The organism is Oceanicella sp., assembly GCF_056449545.1.
On the sequence record NZ_JBWOMN010000071.1, the window covers coordinates 29,364 to 47,539 of the forward strand.

At 69.5% G+C, this 18,176-nt stretch carries 17 protein-coding genes; 13 read left to right on the top strand and 4 right to left on the bottom strand.

The annotated features are described in order from the left end of the window. The first annotated feature begins 44 nt into the window (after positions 1-44). Entirely contained in the window at positions 45-1,313 is a 1,269-nt protein-coding gene (locus tag AC1HC7_RS10170) for an MFS transporter (RefSeq protein WP_479497166.1), read from the top strand. 9 nt (positions 1,314-1,322) lie between these two features. On the opposite strand, the gene paaZ is transcribed toward AC1HC7_RS10170, so the two are convergent. Beyond that, complete coding sequence (gene paaZ / locus AC1HC7_RS10175) at positions 1,323-3,350, bottom strand: phenylacetic acid degradation bifunctional protein PaaZ (protein WP_479497167.1); 2,028 nt, start codon at positions 3,348-3,350, stop codon at positions 1,323-1,325. A 119-nt stretch (positions 3,351-3,469) separates the two neighbouring features. On the opposite strand from paaZ, the gene paaG reads away from it, so the two are divergent. The 5 genes from paaG to AC1HC7_RS10200 all read left to right on the top strand — a co-directional run bounded on the left by paaG (position 3,470) and on the right by AC1HC7_RS10200 (position 7,918). Further along, complete coding sequence (gene paaG, locus AC1HC7_RS10180) at positions 3,470-4,261, top strand: 2-(1,2-epoxy-1,2-dihydrophenyl)acetyl-CoA isomerase PaaG (RefSeq protein WP_479497168.1); 792 nt, start codon at positions 3,470-3,472, stop codon at positions 4,259-4,261. Next, positions 4,258-4,737, top strand: a complete 480-nt coding sequence (gene paaI / locus AC1HC7_RS10185) for a hydroxyphenylacetyl-CoA thioesterase PaaI (protein ID WP_479497169.1) — start codon at positions 4,258-4,260, stop codon at positions 4,735-4,737. The genes paaG and paaI overlap by 4 nt, the downstream gene beginning before the upstream one ends. Next, entirely contained in the window at positions 4,734-5,936 is a 1,203-nt protein-coding gene (pcaF, locus tag AC1HC7_RS10190) for a 3-oxoadipyl-CoA thiolase (protein WP_479497170.1), read from the top strand. Before paaI ends, pcaF begins: the two co-directional genes overlap by 4 nt. A gap of 78 nt (positions 5,937-6,014) precedes the next feature. After that, the gene (gene paaK / locus AC1HC7_RS10195) at positions 6,015-7,325 is read left to right on the top strand and encodes a phenylacetate--CoA ligase PaaK (protein ID WP_479497171.1); all 1,311 of its coding nucleotides are present in this window, start codon (positions 6,015-6,017) and stop codon (positions 7,323-7,325) included. Between the two features lie 2 nt (positions 7,326-7,327). Then, positions 7,328-7,918, top strand: a complete 591-nt coding sequence (locus tag AC1HC7_RS10200; RefSeq protein ID WP_479497172.1) for a TetR/AcrR family transcriptional regulator — start codon at positions 7,328-7,330, stop codon at positions 7,916-7,918. A gap of 189 nt (positions 7,919-8,107) precedes the next feature. Here AC1HC7_RS10200 and AC1HC7_RS10205 read toward each other — a convergent pair whose 3' ends face one another. Beyond that, positions 8,108-8,563 (bottom strand): GatB/YqeY domain-containing protein, encoded by a 456-nt coding sequence (locus AC1HC7_RS10205; protein ID WP_479497173.1) that lies wholly within the window; start codon positions 8,561-8,563, stop codon positions 8,108-8,110. A gap of 187 nt (positions 8,564-8,750) precedes the next feature. On the opposite strand from AC1HC7_RS10205, the gene carA reads away from it, so the two are divergent. Both carA and AC1HC7_RS10215 read left to right on the top strand, forming a co-directional pair. Beyond that, positions 8,751-9,950 (top strand): glutamine-hydrolyzing carbamoyl-phosphate synthase small subunit, encoded by a 1,200-nt coding sequence (gene carA / locus AC1HC7_RS10210; RefSeq protein ID WP_479497174.1) that lies wholly within the window; start codon positions 8,751-8,753, stop codon positions 9,948-9,950. Between the two features lie 68 nt (positions 9,951-10,018). Then, positions 10,019-11,959 carry a glycosyltransferase family 2 protein gene (locus AC1HC7_RS10215; RefSeq protein ID WP_479497175.1) on the top strand — a complete coding sequence of 647 codons (1,941 nt, stop codon included), beginning with the start codon at positions 10,019-10,021 and terminating at the stop codon, positions 11,957-11,959. A gap of 163 nt (positions 11,960-12,122) precedes the next feature. Here the strand turns inward: AC1HC7_RS10215 and AC1HC7_RS10220 are convergent, their stop codons facing one another. After that, the gene (locus AC1HC7_RS10220) at positions 12,123-13,577 is read right to left on the bottom strand and encodes an NAD-dependent succinate-semialdehyde dehydrogenase (protein WP_479498986.1); all 1,455 of its coding nucleotides are present in this window, start codon (positions 13,575-13,577) and stop codon (positions 12,123-12,125) included. Between the two features lie 226 nt (positions 13,578-13,803). Between AC1HC7_RS10220 and AC1HC7_RS10225 the strand changes: the two genes are divergently transcribed. Both AC1HC7_RS10225 and AC1HC7_RS10230 read left to right on the top strand, forming a co-directional pair. Beyond that, positions 13,804-14,499: a CoA transferase subunit A gene (locus AC1HC7_RS10225; RefSeq protein ID WP_479497177.1), complete on the top strand. Its 696-nt coding sequence runs from the start codon at positions 13,804-13,806 to the stop codon at positions 14,497-14,499. 75 nt (positions 14,500-14,574) lie between these two features. After that, positions 14,575-15,204 carry a CoA transferase subunit B gene (locus tag AC1HC7_RS10230; protein ID WP_479497178.1) on the top strand — a complete coding sequence of 210 codons (630 nt, stop codon included), beginning with the start codon at positions 14,575-14,577 and terminating at the stop codon, positions 15,202-15,204. A gap of 134 nt (positions 15,205-15,338) precedes the next feature. Here AC1HC7_RS10230 and AC1HC7_RS10235 read toward each other — a convergent pair whose 3' ends face one another. Next, the gene (locus tag AC1HC7_RS10235; RefSeq protein ID WP_479498987.1) at positions 15,339-16,121 is read right to left on the bottom strand and encodes a lytic transglycosylase domain-containing protein; all 783 of its coding nucleotides are present in this window, start codon (positions 16,119-16,121) and stop codon (positions 15,339-15,341) included. 170 nt (positions 16,122-16,291) lie between these two features. On the opposite strand from AC1HC7_RS10235, the gene AC1HC7_RS10240 reads away from it, so the two are divergent. The 3 genes from AC1HC7_RS10240 (at position 16,292) to cpaB (ending at position 18,025) form a co-directional block, all read left to right on the top strand. Next, positions 16,292-16,480, top strand: a complete 189-nt coding sequence (locus tag AC1HC7_RS10240; RefSeq protein WP_479498988.1) for a hypothetical protein — start codon at positions 16,292-16,294, stop codon at positions 16,478-16,480. A 423-nt stretch (positions 16,481-16,903) separates the two neighbouring features. Continuing rightward, on the top strand, positions 16,904-17,104 hold the full coding sequence (locus AC1HC7_RS10245) for a hypothetical protein (protein WP_479497181.1): 201 nt from the start codon (positions 16,904-16,906) through the stop codon (positions 17,102-17,104). A 99-nt stretch (positions 17,105-17,203) separates the two neighbouring features. Beyond that, positions 17,204-18,025 (top strand): Flp pilus assembly protein CpaB, encoded by an 822-nt coding sequence (cpaB, locus tag AC1HC7_RS10250; protein WP_479497182.1) that lies wholly within the window; start codon positions 17,204-17,206, stop codon positions 18,023-18,025. The last annotated feature ends 151 nt before the right edge of the window (positions 18,026-18,176 follow it).

Here is an 18,176-nt window from a genome sequence, read left to right on the forward strand (position 1 = left end):
GCCCGGCCTAGCCTTGGCGGACCGGGCGCGCCTATGCTGCGCCGATGATCGGCATCCTGAAGAACCGCAGCTACGCGGCGCTGTTTTCGGCGCAGGTCGTGGCGTTGCTCGGAACCGGGCTGCTGACCGTGGCGCTGGGGCTGCTGGCCTTCGATCTGGCCGGCGAGAAGGCCGGGGTGGTGCTGGGCGCCGCCTATGCGATCAAGATGCTGGCCTATGTGGGGCTGGCGCCGCTGGCCAGCGCGCTGGCCGAGCGGTTGCCGCGCAAGGCGGTGCTGATCGGCGCTGACGCGGTGCGCGCCGGGGTGGCGCTGCTGCTGCCCTTCATCGATCAGGTCTGGCAGATCTACGCGCTGGTTTTCGTGCTGCAGGCGGCCTCGGCCACCTTCACGCCGGCGTTTCAGGCGACGATTCCCGACATCCTGCCCGAAGAGGCCGATTACACGCGGGCGCTGTCGCTGTCGCGCCTCGTCTATGACATCGAGAATCTGGTGAGCCCGGCGCTGGCGGGGCTGCTGCTGGCTGTCATCAGCTATCATTGGCTGTTCCTGGGCACGGTGGCGGGGTTCGCCGGATCGGCGCTGCTGGTCTGGGGGGCGGCGCTGCCGCCGCGCGCGCCGGGGGCGGGGCGGCGGTCCTTCGGCGACCGGCTGACCCGGGGCGCGCGGATCTATCTGGCGACGCCGCGGCTGCGCGGCTTGCTGGCGCTGACCCTGACGGCGGCGACGGCCAGCGCTTTCGTGCTGGTCAACACCGTGGTCATGGTGCGGATCGGCTACGGCGCGGGCGACGCGGCGGTGGCGGCGGCGCTGGCGGCCTATGGCGGGGGCTCGATGGCGGCGGCGCTGGCGATGCCGTGGCTGCTGGCGCGGGTCGGCGACCGCCTTGCGATGGCGGCGGCGGGGCTGGCGCTGGCGGCGCTGATGCTGGGGCTCGGAATGTGGATGCTGGTCGCGGGGCTGCCGGGCTGGGGCGGGTTTCTCGCGGCCTGGGCGGCGAGCGGGGCGTTGTATTCGGCGATCCTGACGCCCGCGGGGCGGCTGCTGCGCCGCTCGGCGCGGGCCGAGGACCGCAACGCGGTGTTCGCCGCGCAATTCGCGCTGTCCCATGTCTGCTGGCTGCTGACCTACCCCATCGCCGGGCTGGCGGGCGAGGCGTTGGGTCTGCCCGTGACGATGACGATCCTGGGGGTGGTGGCGCTGATCGGCGCGGCGGCGGCGCTGGCGCTGTGGCCGGCGGAGGATGACGGGGATCTGCCTGACGATCGACCCGACTTGCCTCCCGACCCGCCCCATATGCGGGCCGAAGCCTGAGGCGGCGCCCTAGATGGCGTTCATCGTCAGCAATTCATAGGTCGCCACCTTGTCGCCGTCCTGGTTGGTCAGCGCCACGTCCCAGCGCACCTCGCCATGGTCGTCGTTGCGCCGGGTCTTGCGTTTCACGGTCAGGCGCACGGCGATGCTGTCCCCCGGCGACACCGGCTTCAGGAACCGCAGCCGGTCAAGCCCGGTATTGGCCAGCACCGGGCCGGGATCGGGCTGCACGAACAGGCCGGCGGCGAAGCTCAGCAGCAGGTAGCCATGGGCGACGCGGCCGGGGAAGAAGGGGTTCGCCCTGGCCGCGTCCTCGTCCATATGGGCGTAGAAGGTGTCGCCGGTGAAATGGGCGAAGGCGTCGATGTCGTCGAGGGTGATTTTTCGCGCGGCGCTGCGCAGGGTCTCGCCGATTTGCAGATCGCCGAAGCGGCGGGTGAAGGGGTGGGCGCCGGTGGTGATTTCCGGCGCGCCGTCCAGCCAGTCGCCGCCGATCGCCGCCAGCATGCGCGGGCTGCCCTGAATGGCGGTGCGCTGCATGTAGTGGAGCGCGCCGCGCACGCCGCCCAGTTCTTCGCCGCCGCCGGCGCGCCCCGGCCCGCCATGCACCATGTGGGGCAGGGGGGCGCCGTGGCCCGTGGCCTCGCGCCCCGCGTCGCGATCGGCGAAATACAGGCGGCCGTGGAAGGCGCCGGCGCCCAGCGCCGCCTCGCGGGCGAAATCCGGGTCATGGGTGAACACCGAGGCCACCAGCGAACCGCCGCCGCGATTGGCCAGCGCCACCGCGTGACCGGGGTCGCGATAGCCCATCAGGGTCGCGACCGGGCCGAAGGCCTCGACCTCGTGCACCGCGCTTGCCGCGTCGGGATCGGCGCAGCGAAACAGCATCGGCGGCAGGAAGGCGCCGCGATCGGGGTCGGCGCCGTCAACGCGGAAATCGTCGGGATCGCCGAAGATGCGCTCGGCCTCGGCGCCGATGCGCGCGGCGCTGGCGAGCACGTCGGTTTTCTGCGCCGCGGAGGCCAGCGCGCCCATGCGGGTGGTTTCGCGCCTCGGGTCGCCGACCCGCACGCCGGCGAGGCGGGCGCAAAGCGCGTCGCTGAGCGCGTCGAGATGGGGTTCGGGGGCGATGACGCGGCGGATGGCGGTGCATTTCTGCCCCGCCTTGGTGGTCATTTCCGTGCAGATTTCCTTCACGAACAGGTCGAATTCGGGCGTGCCGGGGGCGGCGTCGGGGCCGAGGATCGACGCGTTCAGGCTGTCCTGTTCGGCGACGAAGCGCACCGAGCCGTCGAGGATCGCGTCCTTGCGCCTGAGCAGGGCGGCGGTGGCGGCGGAGCCGGTGAAGCCGACCACGTCCTGACAGGTCATGTGGTCGAGCAGGTCGCCGACGCCGCCGCAGATCAGCTGGATCGCGCCCGCGGGCAGGATGCCGCTGTCGAGCATGACGCGAAAGCAGGCCTCGGTCAGATACGAGGTTGCGGTGGCGGGCTTGACGATCGCCGGCATGCCGCCGAGGATCGCCGGGGCGAGCTTTTCAAGCATCCCCCAGACCGGGAAGTTGAAGGCGTTGATATGCACCGCCACGCCGTGCAGCGGGGTGCAGACATGGCGGCCCATGAAGGCGCCCGAACGCGACAGCTGTTCGACCTCGCCATCGAGATAGAGCTTTGCATCGGGCATCTCGCGCCGGCCCTTGGAGGCGTAGACGAACAGCGTGGCGATGCCGCCGTCGATGTCGATCATCGAATCGGCCTTCGTGGCGCCGGTCATGGCGCTGAGCGCGTAGAGCGGCTCGCGCCGCTCGTTCAGGTGCATGGCCAGCGCCTTGAGCATCCGGGCGCGGTCGTGGAAGGTGAGCGCGCGCAGCGCCGGGCCGCCTCTGGCGCGGGCGTGCTCGGCCATGGCGGCGAAATCGAGGTCATCGGTCCCGGCCTCGGCGATCACCTCGCCGGTGACGGCGGAGCGGATGGCGCGGGCGCCGGCGGGGGGGATCCATTCGCCGGCGGCGAAACTGTGCAGCTGCATGACGGTCATGGGGCGCTCGCGATTGGAGGGTCTCGGATACGGCGAATATTATTGACCGACCGGTCGGTTTATGCAAGATCTTTCCAGAAGGACGACGGGCGCGCCGCGTCGCAGCCGGGGAGGCGAAATTGTCGGACACCATACTTGCCGAACGCCGGGGCGCGGCGCTGATCCTGACGCTGAACCGGCCCGACAGGCTGAACGCCTTCACCGACGAGATGCACGGCGCGCTGCGCGATCAGCTGGCGCGCGCCGCCGAACCGGAGATCCGCGCGGTGCTGCTGACCGGCGCCGGGCGCGGGTTCTGCGCCGGGCAGGACCTGGGCGACCGCGATCCGTCGAAGATGCAGGGCCCGCCGGATCTGGGCGGCACGCTGGAAGAATTCTACAACCCGCTGATCCGCATGATCCGGGGGCTCGACAAGCCGGTGGTCTGCGCGGTCAACGGGGTCGCGGCGGGCGCCGGGGCCAATGTGGCGCTGGCCTGCGACATGGTGCTGGCGGCGCGCTCGGCGCGCTTCATCCAGGCGTTCTGCAAGCTGGGGCTGATCCCCGACGCCGGCGGCACCTGGGCGCTGACGCGCCGGCTGGGCGAGGCGCGGGCCAAGGGGCTGGCGCTGACCGGCATGCCGCTGGGCGCCGAGCAGGCCGAGGCATGGGGGCTGATCTGGCGCGCCGTCGACGACGACGCGCTGATGGGCGAGGCGCTGGCGCTGGTCGCGGGTTTCGCCGAAGGCCCCACCTATGGCTACGGGCTGACCAAACGGCTGATCCAGGCGGCGGGCGCCAACGATCTTGACGCGCAGCTCGACCTTGAACGCGACAGCCAGCGGCTGGCGGGGCGCTCGCCCGACTACGCGGAGGGCGTCGCCGCCTTCCTCGGCAAGCGAAAACCGGTTTTCAGCGGGAGAAGCCAATGACACCCGAAGCCATCGCGCGCAGATGCGCCGATCTGATGTGGGCCAGCGATGCGGCCAGCCAGGACATGGGCATGCGCATCGACAGGGTGGCGCCGGGCAGCGCCACCCTGTCGATGGTGGTCGAGGCGCGCCACGCCAACGGCCACAGCATCTGCCACGGCGGCTATATCTTCTCGCTCGCCGACAGCGCCTTCGCCTTCGCCTGCAACAGCCGCAACAAGCTGGCGGTGGCGCAGCACAATTCCATCACCTATCTGCGCCCGGGACAGATCGGCGAGCGCATGGTGGCCACCGCCGTCGAGATCGCCGTGAAGGGGCGCACCGGCATCTATGACGTGCTGGTCACCGTCGAGGGCGAGCCGATCGCCAGTTTCCGCGGCGTGTCGCGCATCGTCGAGGGCGAGCATTTCGCCGAGAGCCTGATCGACGCCAACGGCAACGCGGATGGGGACGAAAACGGGGGCGCGGGGGCATGAGCGAGGCGTTTCTGTGCGAGGGCGTGCGCACCCCCATCGGCCGTTTCGGCGGCGCGCTGGCCACGGTGCGGGCCGACGACCTGCTGGCGCATGCGATCCGCGAGGTCATGGCGCGGGCGCCGGGGCTGGACCCGGGCGCGATCGACGACGCGATCATGGGCTGCGCCAATCAGGCGGGCGAGGACAACCGCAACGTGGCCCGCATGGCGACCCTGCTCGCCGGGCTGCCCGACGGCGTGCCCGGCGCGACGGTGAACCGGCTGTGCGGCTCGGGGCTGGAGGCGATCGGGCAGGCGGCGCGCGCCATCCGCTGCGGCGAGGCGGATGTGGTGCTGGCCGGCGGGGTCGAGAGCATGACCCGCGCGCCTTTCGTCATGCCCAAGGCCGGGGCGGCGTTTTCGCGCGCCAACGCGGTCTATGACACGACCATGGGCTGGCGGTTCGTCAACCGGCTGATGAAGGATCAATACGGCGTCGAGTCCATGCCCGAGACGGCGGAGAACGTGGCGGAGGATTTCGGGATTTCGCGCGCGGATCAGGACGCCTTCGCGCTGCGCAGCCAGCGGCGCGCCGCCGCCGCGCAGGAAAGCGGGCGGCTGGCGCTGGAGATCGCCCCGGTGCGCGTGCAGCAGCGCCGGGGCGATCCGGCGATCTTTGCGCAGGACGAACATCTGCGCGCCACCTCGGCGGAAAAGCTGGCGGCGCTGCCGACGCCGTTCCGCAAGGGCGGCACGGTGACGGCGGGCAACGCCTCGGGCATCAATGACGGGGCGGCGGCGGTGATCGTGGCCTCGGGCGCGGCGGTGGAACGTCACGGGCTGGTCCCCATGGCGCGGATCGCCGGCATGGCCAGCGCCGGGGTCGCGCCGCGGATCATGGGCATCGGCCCGGCGCCGGCGACAAGGAAGCTGCTGGCGCGGCTGGGGCTCGGCATCGGCGACGTGGATCTGATCGAGCTGAACGAGGCGTTTGCGGCGCAGGGGCTGGCGGTGATGCGCGAATTGGGGCTGCCCGACGACGCGGCGCATGTGAATCCCAATGGCGGGGCCATCGCGCTGGGACATCCGCTGGGCATGTCCGGGGCGCGGCTGGCGCTGACCGCCGGGGTGGAGATGCGCGAGAGGGGCCATTCGCGGGCCCTGTGCACCATGTGCATCGGCGTCGGGCAGGGCATCGCGCTGATGCTGGAGAGGCCCTGAGCGGGCGCGGGGGCCGGGGGCGGCGTCGTGCGACGGGAATTCGACGAAAGCGGCTGGGACACACGCCGGGAGGACTTCATGAAGGATCTGACACCGAGCCGGGCCGATCTCGACCCCATCGAGATCGCCTCGCGCGACGAGATATCGGCTTTGCAGCTCGAGCGCATGAAATGGTCGCTGCGCCACGCCTATGACAACGTGCCGTTCTACCGCGCGAGCTTTGATGCGGCGGGGGCGCATCCCGACGACCTGACCTGCCTGGCGGATCTGGCGAAGTTTCCTTTCACCGCCAAGCAGGATCTGCGCGACAATTATCCGTTCGGCATGTTCGCCGTGCCGCGCGAACGGGTGGCGCGGATCCATGCGTCGTCCGGCACCACCGGCAAGCCGACCGTGGTGGGCTACACGAAGAACGATCTGGAGATCTGGGGCGACGTGGTGGCGCGATCGCTGCGGGCCTCGGGCACGCGCCCCGGCGACATCGTGCACAACGCCTATGGCTACGGGCTGTTCACCGGCGGGCTGGGGGCGCATTTCGGGGCCGAGAAGCTCGGCTGCACCGTGGTGCCGATCTCCGGCGGCATGACCCAGCGCCAGGTGACGCTGATCGAGGATTTCAAGCCGACGACGATCCTGGTGACGCCGTCGTATTTCCTGTCGATCCTCGACGAATACCGGGCGCGGGGGATCGATCCGCGCGACAGCTCGCTGCAGGTGGGAATTTTCGGGGCCGAACCCTGGACGGACGCCATGCGGCGCGAGATCGAGGAGGCCTTCGACATGCACGCGGTGGACATCTACGGGCTGTCGGAGGTGATGGGCCCCGGGGTCGCCAACGAATGCGTGGAGACCAAGGACGGGCTGCATGTCTGGGAGGATCATTTCTATCCCGAGATCATCAACCCCGAGACCGGCGCGCCGGTGGCCGACGGCGAGATGGGCGAACTGGTGTTCACGACGCTGACCAAGGAGGCGCTGCCGATCATCCGCTACCGCACCCGCGACCTCACCCGGCTGCTGCCGGGCACGGCGCGCAGCATGCGGCGCATGGAGAAGATCACCGGGCGTTCCGACGACATGATCATCCTGCGCGGGGTCAACGTGTTCCCGACCCAGATCGAGGAGCAGCTGATGAAGGTCGCGGGGCTGGCCCCGCATTACCAGATCGAGCTGACCCGCGAGGGGCGCATGGACCGCATGACCATCCATGTGGAGGCTTTGGCGGGGGCCGCGACCTCGGGCGATCGGGCGGTCAGCGGCAAGGCGCTGGCGGCGGCGATCAAGGGCGTGGTCGGGGTCACCGCCGCGGTGCGCGTCGCCGATCCCGGCGGGGTCGAGCGATCGGCCGGCAAGGCGCGGCGCGTGGTGGACAACCGGCCGAAGGGCTAGGGGTGGCGCGCTCTCGGGCCAGCGACTACGACGCCAAGCGCGCGGCGCTGCTGAAAGGCGCGGCGCGGGAATTCGCCGCGCATGGCTATGACCGCACGTCGATGAACGCGGTGGCGGCGGGGTGCGGCGTGTCCAAGGCGCTGCTGTACCACTATTACGCCTCCAAGGAGGCGCTGCTGTTCGACATCATCCATCGGCATCTCGGCGATCTGGTGGCGGCGGCGGCGGCGGCGGCGGATGAGGCGGCCGATCCGCGCGCGCGGCTCGGGGCGCTGGTGCTGGCGTTGCTGGAGGCCTATCGCGACGCGGATTCCGAGCACAAGGTGCAGCTCGACGCGCTCTCGGCGCTGCCCGAGCCGCTGCAGGCGCAGGTGCGCGCCCGCGAGCGCCGGCTGGTGACGCTGTTCGCCGAGTCGATCCGGGCGGCGCATCCGGGGCTGGACGAGGCGATGCTGAAACCCGCGACCATGAGCCTGTTCGGGATGCTGAACTGGTTCTACATGTGGTTCCGCGAGGGCGGGGCGCTGACCCGCGAGGCGTATGCGCGGATGGTGACGGCGATCTTTCTAGACGGGGTGCGCTCGCTGCGCTGACGGGCGCGCCCGTGGCCGGCGCCGCCAATGGCGGTGCGATCGGCGCGGCGGCGGCGAGCGGGGCGCCTGCGACGGCAGGCTCCGGATCGCGACCGCCCCGCGCATGCCGTGGCGTCCCGCAGCCATCCGGGATCGCCGCGCCAGGAAGCCGGGCCAGGAAGCCGGGCCGGGAAGCCGGGCCGGGCGGGGTCAGCCCAGCGAGGCGCGCACCTCGGCGCCGACCTTGCCGAAATCCATCTGCCCCGGGTATTTCGCCTTCAGCGCCCCCATCACCGCGCCCATGTCGCGGATCGAATGCGCCTTGGTCTGGGATATCGCCTCGGAGATCGCCTTGGCGACCTGCTGTTCGGACAGCGGCTTGGGCAGGAATTCGCGGATCACCGCGATCTCGTCGCGTTCGCGCTCGGCGAGTTCGAGGCGCCCGGCCTCTTCGTAGGCGCGGATCGATTCGTTGCGCTGTCGGATCATCTTGGCGAGGATCTGGGTGACCTCGGCGTCCGAAACCCCGCTGGCGCCGTCATCGGCGCCGCGCGCCTCGATGTCGCGATCCTTGATGGCTGCGGTGATCAGGCGGAGGGTCGAGAGCCGGGTGGCGTCCCGGGCTTTCATCGCCTCCTTGAGGGCGGCGGTGATGCGCTCGCGCATGGGGGCTTCCTGCGTTGCTTCGATCGAGGCAGTGACGTTACACGATGTCGGGCGAGTCGCCAATCCATGTTAAATTTCGGTTAACCATCGGGGCGAATTGATGTTTTTCCGAATCGCCCGCGGCGCTTGACGCGAGGCTCGCGCGCCTCTAGCTTCCGGCGAAATCCAACCGATCCGGGGTCCGCAGATGACCGTTTCCACCAGCGCCGCCGCGGGAGCCGCCGCCGCACCCGACCACGCGCCCGCCGCCCTGCCGGGCGGGCGGGCCACCGCCTGCATCGCGCTGGCCGACGGGTCGCTGTTCTACGGGCGCGGCTTTGGCGCGACCGGGGCCGCGATCGGCGAATTGTGCTTCAACACCGCCATGACCGGCTATCAGGAAATCATGACCGATCCCTCTTACGCCGGGCAGATCGTCACCTTCACCTTCCCCCATGTCGGCAACACCGGCGTGAATGCGCAGGATGAGGAATCCGCCGCGCCGGCGGCGCTGGGCATGGTGGTGAAATGGGACCCCACGGCGCCGTCGAACTGGCGCGCGAGCGGCGATTTGTCCGACTGGCTGGCCAGGCGCGGGCGCATCGGGGTCGGCGGCGTGGACACCCGTCGGCTGACCCGCGCCATCCGCCTGCACGGCGCGCCGCATGTGGCGGTCGAACACCGCCTGGACGGCGATTTCGACGCCGCGGCGCTGGTGGCCCGGGCGCGGGGGTTCGCCGGGCTGGAGGGCGCCGACCTCGCCGGGGACGTCACCTGCGCTCAATCCTATCGCTGGGACGAGATGCGCTGGGCCTGGCCCGACGGTTTCGCGCGCCGCGCGGCGCCGGGCCGGCGCGTGGTGGCGGTGGATTTCGGCGCCAAGCGCAACATCTTGCGCTGCCTCGCCTCGGCGGGCTGCGACGTGACCGTGCTGCCCGCGACCGCCTCGGCCGAGGAGGTGCTGGCCCATGATCCCGAGGGCGTGTTCCTGTCCAACGGCCCCGGCGACCCCGCGGCCACCGGGGTTTACGCCGTGCCGATGATCAAGGGCGTTCTGGCCGCCGACATCCCGGTGTTCGGCATCTGCCTGGGCCATCAGATGCTGGCGCTGGCGCTGGGCGCGCGCACGGTGAAGATGAGCCACGGCCATCACGGCGCCAACCATCCAGTCAAGGAACTGGCGACCGGCAAGGTGGAGATCACCTCGATGAATCACGGTTTCGCCGTGGATTCCCAAAGCCTTCCCGTCGGCGTCGAGGAAAGCCATGTTTCGCTGTTCGACGGCTCCAATTGCGGCATCCGCATGACCGGGCGGCCGGTGTTTTCGGTGCAGCATCACCCCGAGGCCAGCCCCGGCCCCCAGGACAGCTTTTACCTGTTCGAGCGCTTCGTCGATTTCATGGGCTGAGGCGCGGCGTTTACCGCCGGTTAACCGCGATTTCCTAGCCTGTGCGCGAACCTCACGGGAGCGCGGCCATGGCCATCGACAGCGCCCGACGGGCCCGCCCCCCCGAACCTCCGGTCCGGCTGGGCGAGATCCTGAAGGCCCGCAGGGCGATCACCGATCGCGATCTGCGCACGGCCCTGCGCCGGCAACGGCGCTGCTCGGCGCGGCTGGGCGAAATCCTGTCCGCCAACGGGCTGGCGCGGCCCGAGGCGGTGGCCTCGGCGCTGGCCCTGCAACGGGGGCTGGATTTCGTCGATCTGGACGCGACGCCGCCCATGCCGGGGCTGCTGAGGGACCGCGATCTCGACCATTGCCTGCGCCGCCGGGTCCTGCCCTGGCGGCTGGAGCAGGGACGCATGCTGCTGGCTTCGCCCGAGCCCGACGCGCTGGCGGGGGCCGAGCCGTTCCTGCGCCGGGCGCTGGGGCTGGCGCCGGATCAGCCCATCGCCATCGTCGGCTGCGCGCCGGACGCCTTCGACCGGCTGCTGGCGGCGCGATTCGCGCAGGCGCTGGCGCGGCGGGCCTCGCGCCGCACGCCGACCCGGCTGTCGGCGCGCGCGGTCACCGGGCTGGCGGCGCAGCTGCTGATCGGCGGCGTGCTGGTCGGGTCGCTGGCGGCGCTGGTCCTGGCGCCCGTCTACGCGATCTCGGCGCTGTTCGCGCTGGCGCTGCTGTTCAACATCCTCAATATCGGACTGCGGCTGGCGACCATGGCGCTGCCGCCGATCCGGTCGTTCCTGCCTTGCGCGCGCCTTGGAACGCGCGCCCGCAAGGCGGCGAAGGGCGCTGCGCCGGACCCGCGCGTGAAATCCCGCGCCGCGCCGTTGCCCCGGATCTCGATCATCGTCGCGCTGTATCGCGAACCGCGCATGGCGGAATCGCTTGTCGCGGCTCTGAAAAATCTCGACTACCCGCGCGAACGGCTGGAGGTGCTTCTGGCGCTGGAGGCCGACGACGAAGCGACCCGGATCGCCCTGGACGCGCAGGAACCGCCGCCCTGGATGCGCATCATCGTCACCCCCGAAGGCGGGCCGCGGACCAAGCCGCGCGCGCTCAACCACGCGCTGGATTTCGCCCGGGGCGAGATCATCGGGGTCTATGACGCCGAGGACCGTCCCGACCCCGACCAGCTGCTGAAGACCGCCGCCGCCTTCGAGGGCGCCACCGCGAAGCTGGCCTGCGTGCAGGCGCGGCTGGCGTTCCGCAACGAATCCGACGGCTGGATCGCGCGCTGCTTCGCGGTGGAATACGCCACCTGGTTCCACGTGATGCTGCCGGGCATGGCGCGGCTGGGCTTTCCGCTGCCGCTGGGGGGGACCTCGGTGTTCTTCCGCCGCGCGGCGCTGGAGCGCCTCGGCGCCTGGGACGCCCACAACGTCACCGAGGATGCGGATCTGGGCATCAGGCTGGCGCGCGCCGGCTACGTCACCGGCATCATCGACAGCGAGACCGCCGAGGAGGCCACCCGCACGGCGCTGGCATGGATCCGCCAGCGCTCGCGCTGGCAAAAAGGCTATCTGCTGACCTGGCTCACCCATATGCGCGCGCCGGCGCGGCTGTGGCGGGATCTGGGGATGGGGGGCTTTCTGGGGTTCCAGACGCTGTTTCTGGGCTCCGCCAGCGCCTTTCTGGCGCAGCCGCTGTTCTGGGCGGTGTGGATCTGGTGGCCGCTGGCGGGGCCGGTCTACGATTCGGCGTTGATGACGGGCGCGAGCGGGCTGGCGCTGAAGGCCGGGCTGCTGGCGGGGCAGGGGGTGGTGATCGCCTCCAGCCTGCTGGCGCTCCGGCGGGCCGGGCGGCGCGGCCTGACCCGCACGGCGCTGAGCCTGCCGCTCTACTGGCCGCTGGGCGCGGTGTCGGCGATCAAGTCGCTGATCGAGGCGGCGATCGCGCCGCGCTACTGGGACAAGACCGAACACGGGCAGGGCCGCGCCGCGGCCCCGGCGCCGCCAGACCCGACCGCCCCCTGAAACGCCGCGCCCGCCGCCTGGCCTTCCGCAGGGCGCCCGCGTCACGCGCCCGCGTCGGGCCCCGGGCCCGGCGCATTCAGTGGCCGCGCCGCCCGGTCCCCTCTCGGGGGGGCCGGGCGGCGGGGGCGCATCGTTGAATCCCGGCCGGACCCCGGCCTCGGGCTCAGATGCCGCCCATGGACAGGTACTTGATCTCGGTGAAGTCATCGATGCCGTATTTCGAACCCTCGCGCCCCAGCCCCGACTGCTTCACCCCGCCGAACGGCGCCACGGCCGAGGACGGCAGCGCGTCATTGACCCCGACGATGCCGTATTCCAGCGCCTCGGCGACGCGCCAGCAGCGCCCGATGTCGCGCGAATAGAAATAGGCGGCGAGGCCGAATTCGGTGTCGTTGGCCATCTCCACCACCTCGTCCTCGCCCGAAAACCGGAACAGCGGCGCCAGCGGCCCGAAGGTCTCCTCGCGCGCCACCTGCATGGCCTGGGTCACCCCGGTCACCACCGTGGGTTCGAAGAAACTGCCGCCCAGCGCATGGCGCTTGCCGCCGGCGACCACATGGGCGCCCTTGGCCAGCGCGTCGGCGAGATGCTCCTCTACCTTCTCCACCGCCGCGTCGTCGATCAGCGGGCCGGTGGTTATGCCGGCCTGCATGCCGTCGCCCACGGTCAGGGCCTCGGCCCTGGCGGTCAGGCGGGCGGCGAAATCGTCATAGACCGCGTCCTGCACGTAGATGCGGTTGGCGCAGATGCAGGTCTGCCCGGCGTTGCGGAATTTCGAGGCCATGGCGCCCTCGACCGCCGCGTCCAGATCCGCGTCGTCGAAGACGATGAAGGGCGCGTTGCCGCCCAGCTCCAGCCCCAGCTTCTTGATGTCGTGGCTGCACTGGCGCATCAGCACCCGGCCGACATCGGTCGAGCCGGTAAAAGTCAGCTTGCGCACCTTGGGGTTGGCGCAGATCTCGTTGCCGATGGCCGAGGCCGAGGACCCGCAGACCAGGTTGAACACCCCCTTGGGGAACCCGGCGCGTTCGGCCAGCACGGCGATGGCGGTGGCCGAAAGCGGCGTCAGCTTGGCCGGCTTGGCGACCACGGTGCAGCCCACCGCCAGCGCCGGGCCGATCTTGCGGGTGATCATCGCGGTGGGGAAATTCCACGGGGTGATCGAGGCGATCACCCCGATGGGCTGCTTGAGCACCACCGTGCGCTTGCCCGGGGCCACGGCGGGGATGGTGTCGCCATAGACCCGCTTGGCCTCCTCGGAAAACCAGCCGAGGAAGCTGGCGCCGTAGACCACCTCGCCGCGCGCCTCGGCGAAGGGCTTGCCCTGCTCGCAGGTGAGGATGGTCGCCAGGTCGTCGGCGTTCTCCAACATCAGGTCGTGCAGCTTCATCAGCAGCGCCGCGCGTTCCGAGGCCAGCAGCGCGGCGTAGGATTTCTGCGCCGCGTAGGCGGCGTCGATGGCGCGGCGGGTCTCCTCGGCGCCCAGATCCGCGACCTCGGCGAGGGTCTCGCCGGTGGCGGGGTTGGCGACCGGGAAGGTCTTGCCGCCGGGGCCGTCCACCCAGGCGCCGTCGATGAAGGACCGGCCGGTCAGCAGCGAGGGATCTTTGAGTTTCATCTGGGGGCTCCTCTGGATTCGGGTTGATCAATGTCTACAGGACCCGCGCCGCCGGGCGCAAACGACGTGTTGGCGCGCGGCGGCGCGGGGCTGGGGCGCGCGGCGCGGCGGGGCGCGCGCAAAGCAGCATTTGACTTGGCGCCGGCCATGCCGGACAAATCCCCGACCCCCGAGGGGACGAGGATTTGGGCGGCGCCGGGGCGATCGCCGCAACTGGAGGAGCGAGATGAAAAAGGTCTATGGATCCGCGGCCGAGGCGCTTGACGGCCTGCTGTTCAACGGCATGACCATCGCCGCCGGCGGCTTTGGCCTGTGCGGCATCCCGGAACTGCTGATCGCGGCGATCCGCGACGCGGGCGTCAAGGATCTCACCGTCGCCTCCAACAACGCCGGGGTCGATGATTTCGGGCTCGGGGTGCTGCTGCAGACCCGGCAGGTGAAGAAGATGATCTCCTCCTATGTGGGCGAGAACGCCGAATTCATGCGCCAGTTCCTGTCCGGCGAGCTGGAGCTGGAATTCAACCCGCAGGGCACGCTGGCCGAGCGCTTGCGCGCCGGGGGCGCCGGGATCCCGGGGTTCTATACGAAGACCGGCGTCGGCACGGTGATCGCCGAGGGCAAGGAGCACAAGGATTTCGACGGCGAGACCTATATCCTCGAACGCGGCATCGTCGCCGATCTGGCCATCGTCAAGGCCTGGAAGGGCGACGACATGGGCAATCTGATCTACCGCAAGACCGCGCGCAACTTCAATCCCAACGCCGCCACCGCCGGCAAGGTCTGCGTCGCCGAGGTCGAGGAGATCGTGCCCCGCGGCAGCCTGGATCCGGATCTGATCCACACGCCCGGCATCTACGTGACCCGGCTGATCGCCGGCGATCACCAGAAACGCATCGAGCAGCGCACCATCCGCGCCGCCTGAGCCGCGCCCCCGCGCGCCCCCTCTCGCCGGGCCGTCCCGGCGATGCGCGAAACACAGCTACCGGAGAAAAATCACATGCCCTGGGACCGCAATCAGATGGCCGCCCGCGCCGCGCAGGAACTGCATGACGGCTGGTACGTCAATCTCGGCATCGGCATCCCGACGCTGGTGAGCAATTTCATTCCCGACGGCGTCGACGTGACGCTGCAGTCGGAGAACGGCATGCTCGGCATGGGGCCGTTCCCCACCGAGGAGGAGATCGACGCCGACCTGATCAACGCCGGCAAGCAGACCATCACCGAACTGCAGCGGACCTCGTATTTTTCCTCCGCCGACAGCTTCGCGATGATCCGAGGCGGCAAGATCAACATGGCGATCCTCGGGGCCATGGAGGTGGCCGAGAACGGCGATCTGGCCAACTGGATGGTGCCGGGCAAGCTGGTCAAGGGCATGGGCGGGGCCATGGATCTGGTCGCCGGCGTCGGCCGGGTGGTGGTGCTGATGAGCCATGCGGACAAGCGCGGCAATTCCAAGCTGCTGCGCGAATGCACCCTGCCGCTGACCGGCAAGGGGGTGGTGGATCGCGTCATCACCGATCTGGGGGTGTTCGACGTGGTTCCGGGCGGGCTGAAGGTGGCGGAGATCGCCGAGGGCGTGGCGCTCGATCAGATCCGCGCCCGGACCGAGGCGGCGCTGGTCGACTAGCCGGGGGCGTCGGGCGGGGCCTGCGAATCGGCTGCGGCCCCCGGCGCGGACGGCGCGTCAGGGTTTCGTTAATCATTTTTGGGATTTTTCCTGATCGCCGGTGCTGGTCCAATCGCCCGGACGCGGTCGGCGGATCAGGCGCCCGGGCGCAGGTCGCAGGCCTCGCGCGGGCCCCTGGGCGGCGTGGCGCAGAGCGACCGCACGCCGTGGAAACTGGCCAGCACCTTGGCGACGTAGTCGCGGGTTTCGGCATAGGGCGGCACGCCCTTGTATTTCAGCACCGCGTTCTCGCCGGCGTTGTAGGCGGCCAGCGCCAGCAGCGCGTCGTCGTTGAACATCCTGAGCAAAACGTCGAGATAGGCGGCGCCGCCGGCGATGCTTTGGGCCGGGTCGTAGGCGTCCGACACCCCGAAGCGGCGGGCGGTGCCGGGCATCAGCTGCATGAGCCCGCGGGCGCCCGCGGGGCTCCTCGCCCTGGGGTCGCCGCCTGATTCGACTCCGATCACCGCAAGCAGCAAAGCCAGCGACACATTGGCATTGGCGACCGCCTTGGTTAACGCCGCGCCGTGCTCGCGGGCGACGCGCCGGGCGGCCTCGGGGCCGCCGAGCCCGGGCCAGGCGCCGGTGAATCTGGCGGCGTTGGCGGTCACGATCCGGTCGAGCCGGGCCGGGTCGGCGGCGGCGATCCCGGCGGCGACGTCCTTCCAGAACCAGGCGTAGCTCTGCGCCCGTCCGGGCAGGGCGCTGCTGGATGAGTTATTGAAAACGATACGTTTTTTTGCGCCCGGACGCGGTGGACGGACCCGGCGGAAGGTGAAATCGGCCTCCTGCGCTATGCTGCGGACGGGCAGGGGCGACAGCGGCGCGGGGGCGGCGAACAGAACGCAGATCACCAGGGCGGCACGGGCCAGACGCATTGCGGGACACTCCTGAAAACACACGGATAGGACAAAACCACGCGCTACATGAACGGAAACCAAACAAAGACCTTCTCGACGAGGCCGAAACCGGATAACATGAACAGAGTGGGTTCAGGTATGGCCGGATTATGGCCAAGAGACAGGTGGTTGAGTCTATGGTCGAAAACGTGTTGGCAACGCAAGGGCGGTTCCGCGAATGCGAGTCCGGCGCCGTGACCGTCGATTGGGTGGTGCTCACGGCCGGCGTGCTGCTGGCCTTCGTTCTGGCGGGAGAGCCGATATACGGCGTCATGGGCGGGCTCGTCGAGGAAGTGGCCAGCGAAATCGATGACATCAGCGTCGACCCCTTCAACTGATTCGGGCATGCGGGCGGCGTGACCCGGGAGTGAATGACAGGCGATTCGCCTGTGCGTTCGGTGAACACCCCGGTGAACTTCACAGTGATTCGGCGTCAAAACGGGCGTAAATCACGCTCGGACCCGCCGTCAATTCATGAAAATCCGCCGCATTGCGGCCCGATTCGAGCCGATAGCGCCCCGATTCGGAGCATTTTCTGCGATTCTCGAATTATCAAAATGAACGCAGAGTTAATTTTTCGGGTTTCTCGTTTGAAGTTTGCGCTTCTCTGTGTATAGTCAGTTCAGCTTCGGCCCGAGGGTTGCTTTTGTGTGGGGTTCCAAAGGCCAAGCTTGCAAGTGTCCGTTCATTCAAGTTGAGCGGTTGTTCAGGAGCCTGGGTGGGAGACCAGAAGCGCAGGCTTGGTGTTCTGGAGGGAAGAAATGAAGTTCTTTGCAAAAATCCGCGGCATGTTCGGAGACGAGTCCGGCGCCGTGACGGTGGACTGGGTCGTGTTGACCGCCGCCGTGGTGATCCTGTCGATCGGCGCCATCGCCGCGCTGGACACCAGCATCGATTCGCTCGTGGGCGAGATCAGCGCCGAACTGGATTACGACACCATCAAATCCGGCTCGGGCGGCTGAATCGTCTGAGATGACGTTGCGCGCCGCGCAACGCCCCAAGGTTCAACGGCCGCTCCTCAGCCTCGTCTGAGGGGCGGTCAATCGGTTCAGGGTGACCCCATGCGTATCATTGCCATTCTTGTCCTGCTGTTTGGCGCCGGCCTCGCCGGGGGCGCGGTCTATGTCATGTACGGCAAGTTCAAGGCGATGGAACTGCGCGCGCAGCGGGCGCCCAAGGTGCGCACCATCCCTCTGGTCAAGGTGGCGGTGGCCAAGTCGCTGCTGAAATACGGAGCGCCGATCACCGCCGATTCGGTGCGGCTGGTGGACTGGCCCAAGAACGCCGCCCCCGAAAACAGCTTTGATTCGATTGACAAGCTGTTCGTTGATGGCGCCAAGACCCGCACCGTGCTGCGGCGCATGGAGCCCAACGAGCCGATCCTCGCCTCAAAGGTCAGCGGTTTCGGCGAGCGCGCCACGGTGGCGGCGCTGCTGGACCCGGGCATGCTGGCCTACACGTTTTCGGTGGACGCGGTGGCCAGCGCCGGCGGCTTCATGCTGCCGGGCACGCGCATCGACGTGGTGCTGACGGTGGCGGACCGGATCCAGGGGCTGAAGACCTATTTCCTGATGCAGAACATCGAGGTGGTGGCGGTGGATCAGGACACCGACAAGGACCGGATCCAGGCGCGGGTGGCGCGCACCATCACCGTGCAGGCGACCCCGGATCAGGTGAAGCAGCTGACGCTGGCCCGCAATCTCGGCAAGATCTCGCTGGCGCTGCGCGGCTTCAATTCCACCGAAATGGCCAGCAACACGGCGATCAATCGGCAGACCCTGCTGGGCGACGAAATCGTGGTCGAGCCGGAGGCGCCGCCGGAGGTCGAGCGGAAGGTTCGCGTGCGCCGCGGGGGCAAGGCGGAGGCCGTGGCCGTCGAGTGATGAACGCTTCCTGAATGCTGCTCAAGCGCCTTCCCAAGGGCTTCTTCATAAACCGTTGATTGCTTGTGTTTATCTGGGAGCTTGGTAAAGTTCTCGGCAGTAATGCGCGTAGTGTATGGGTATTGCGCGCAGGCTTACCTCAGGGAGACTG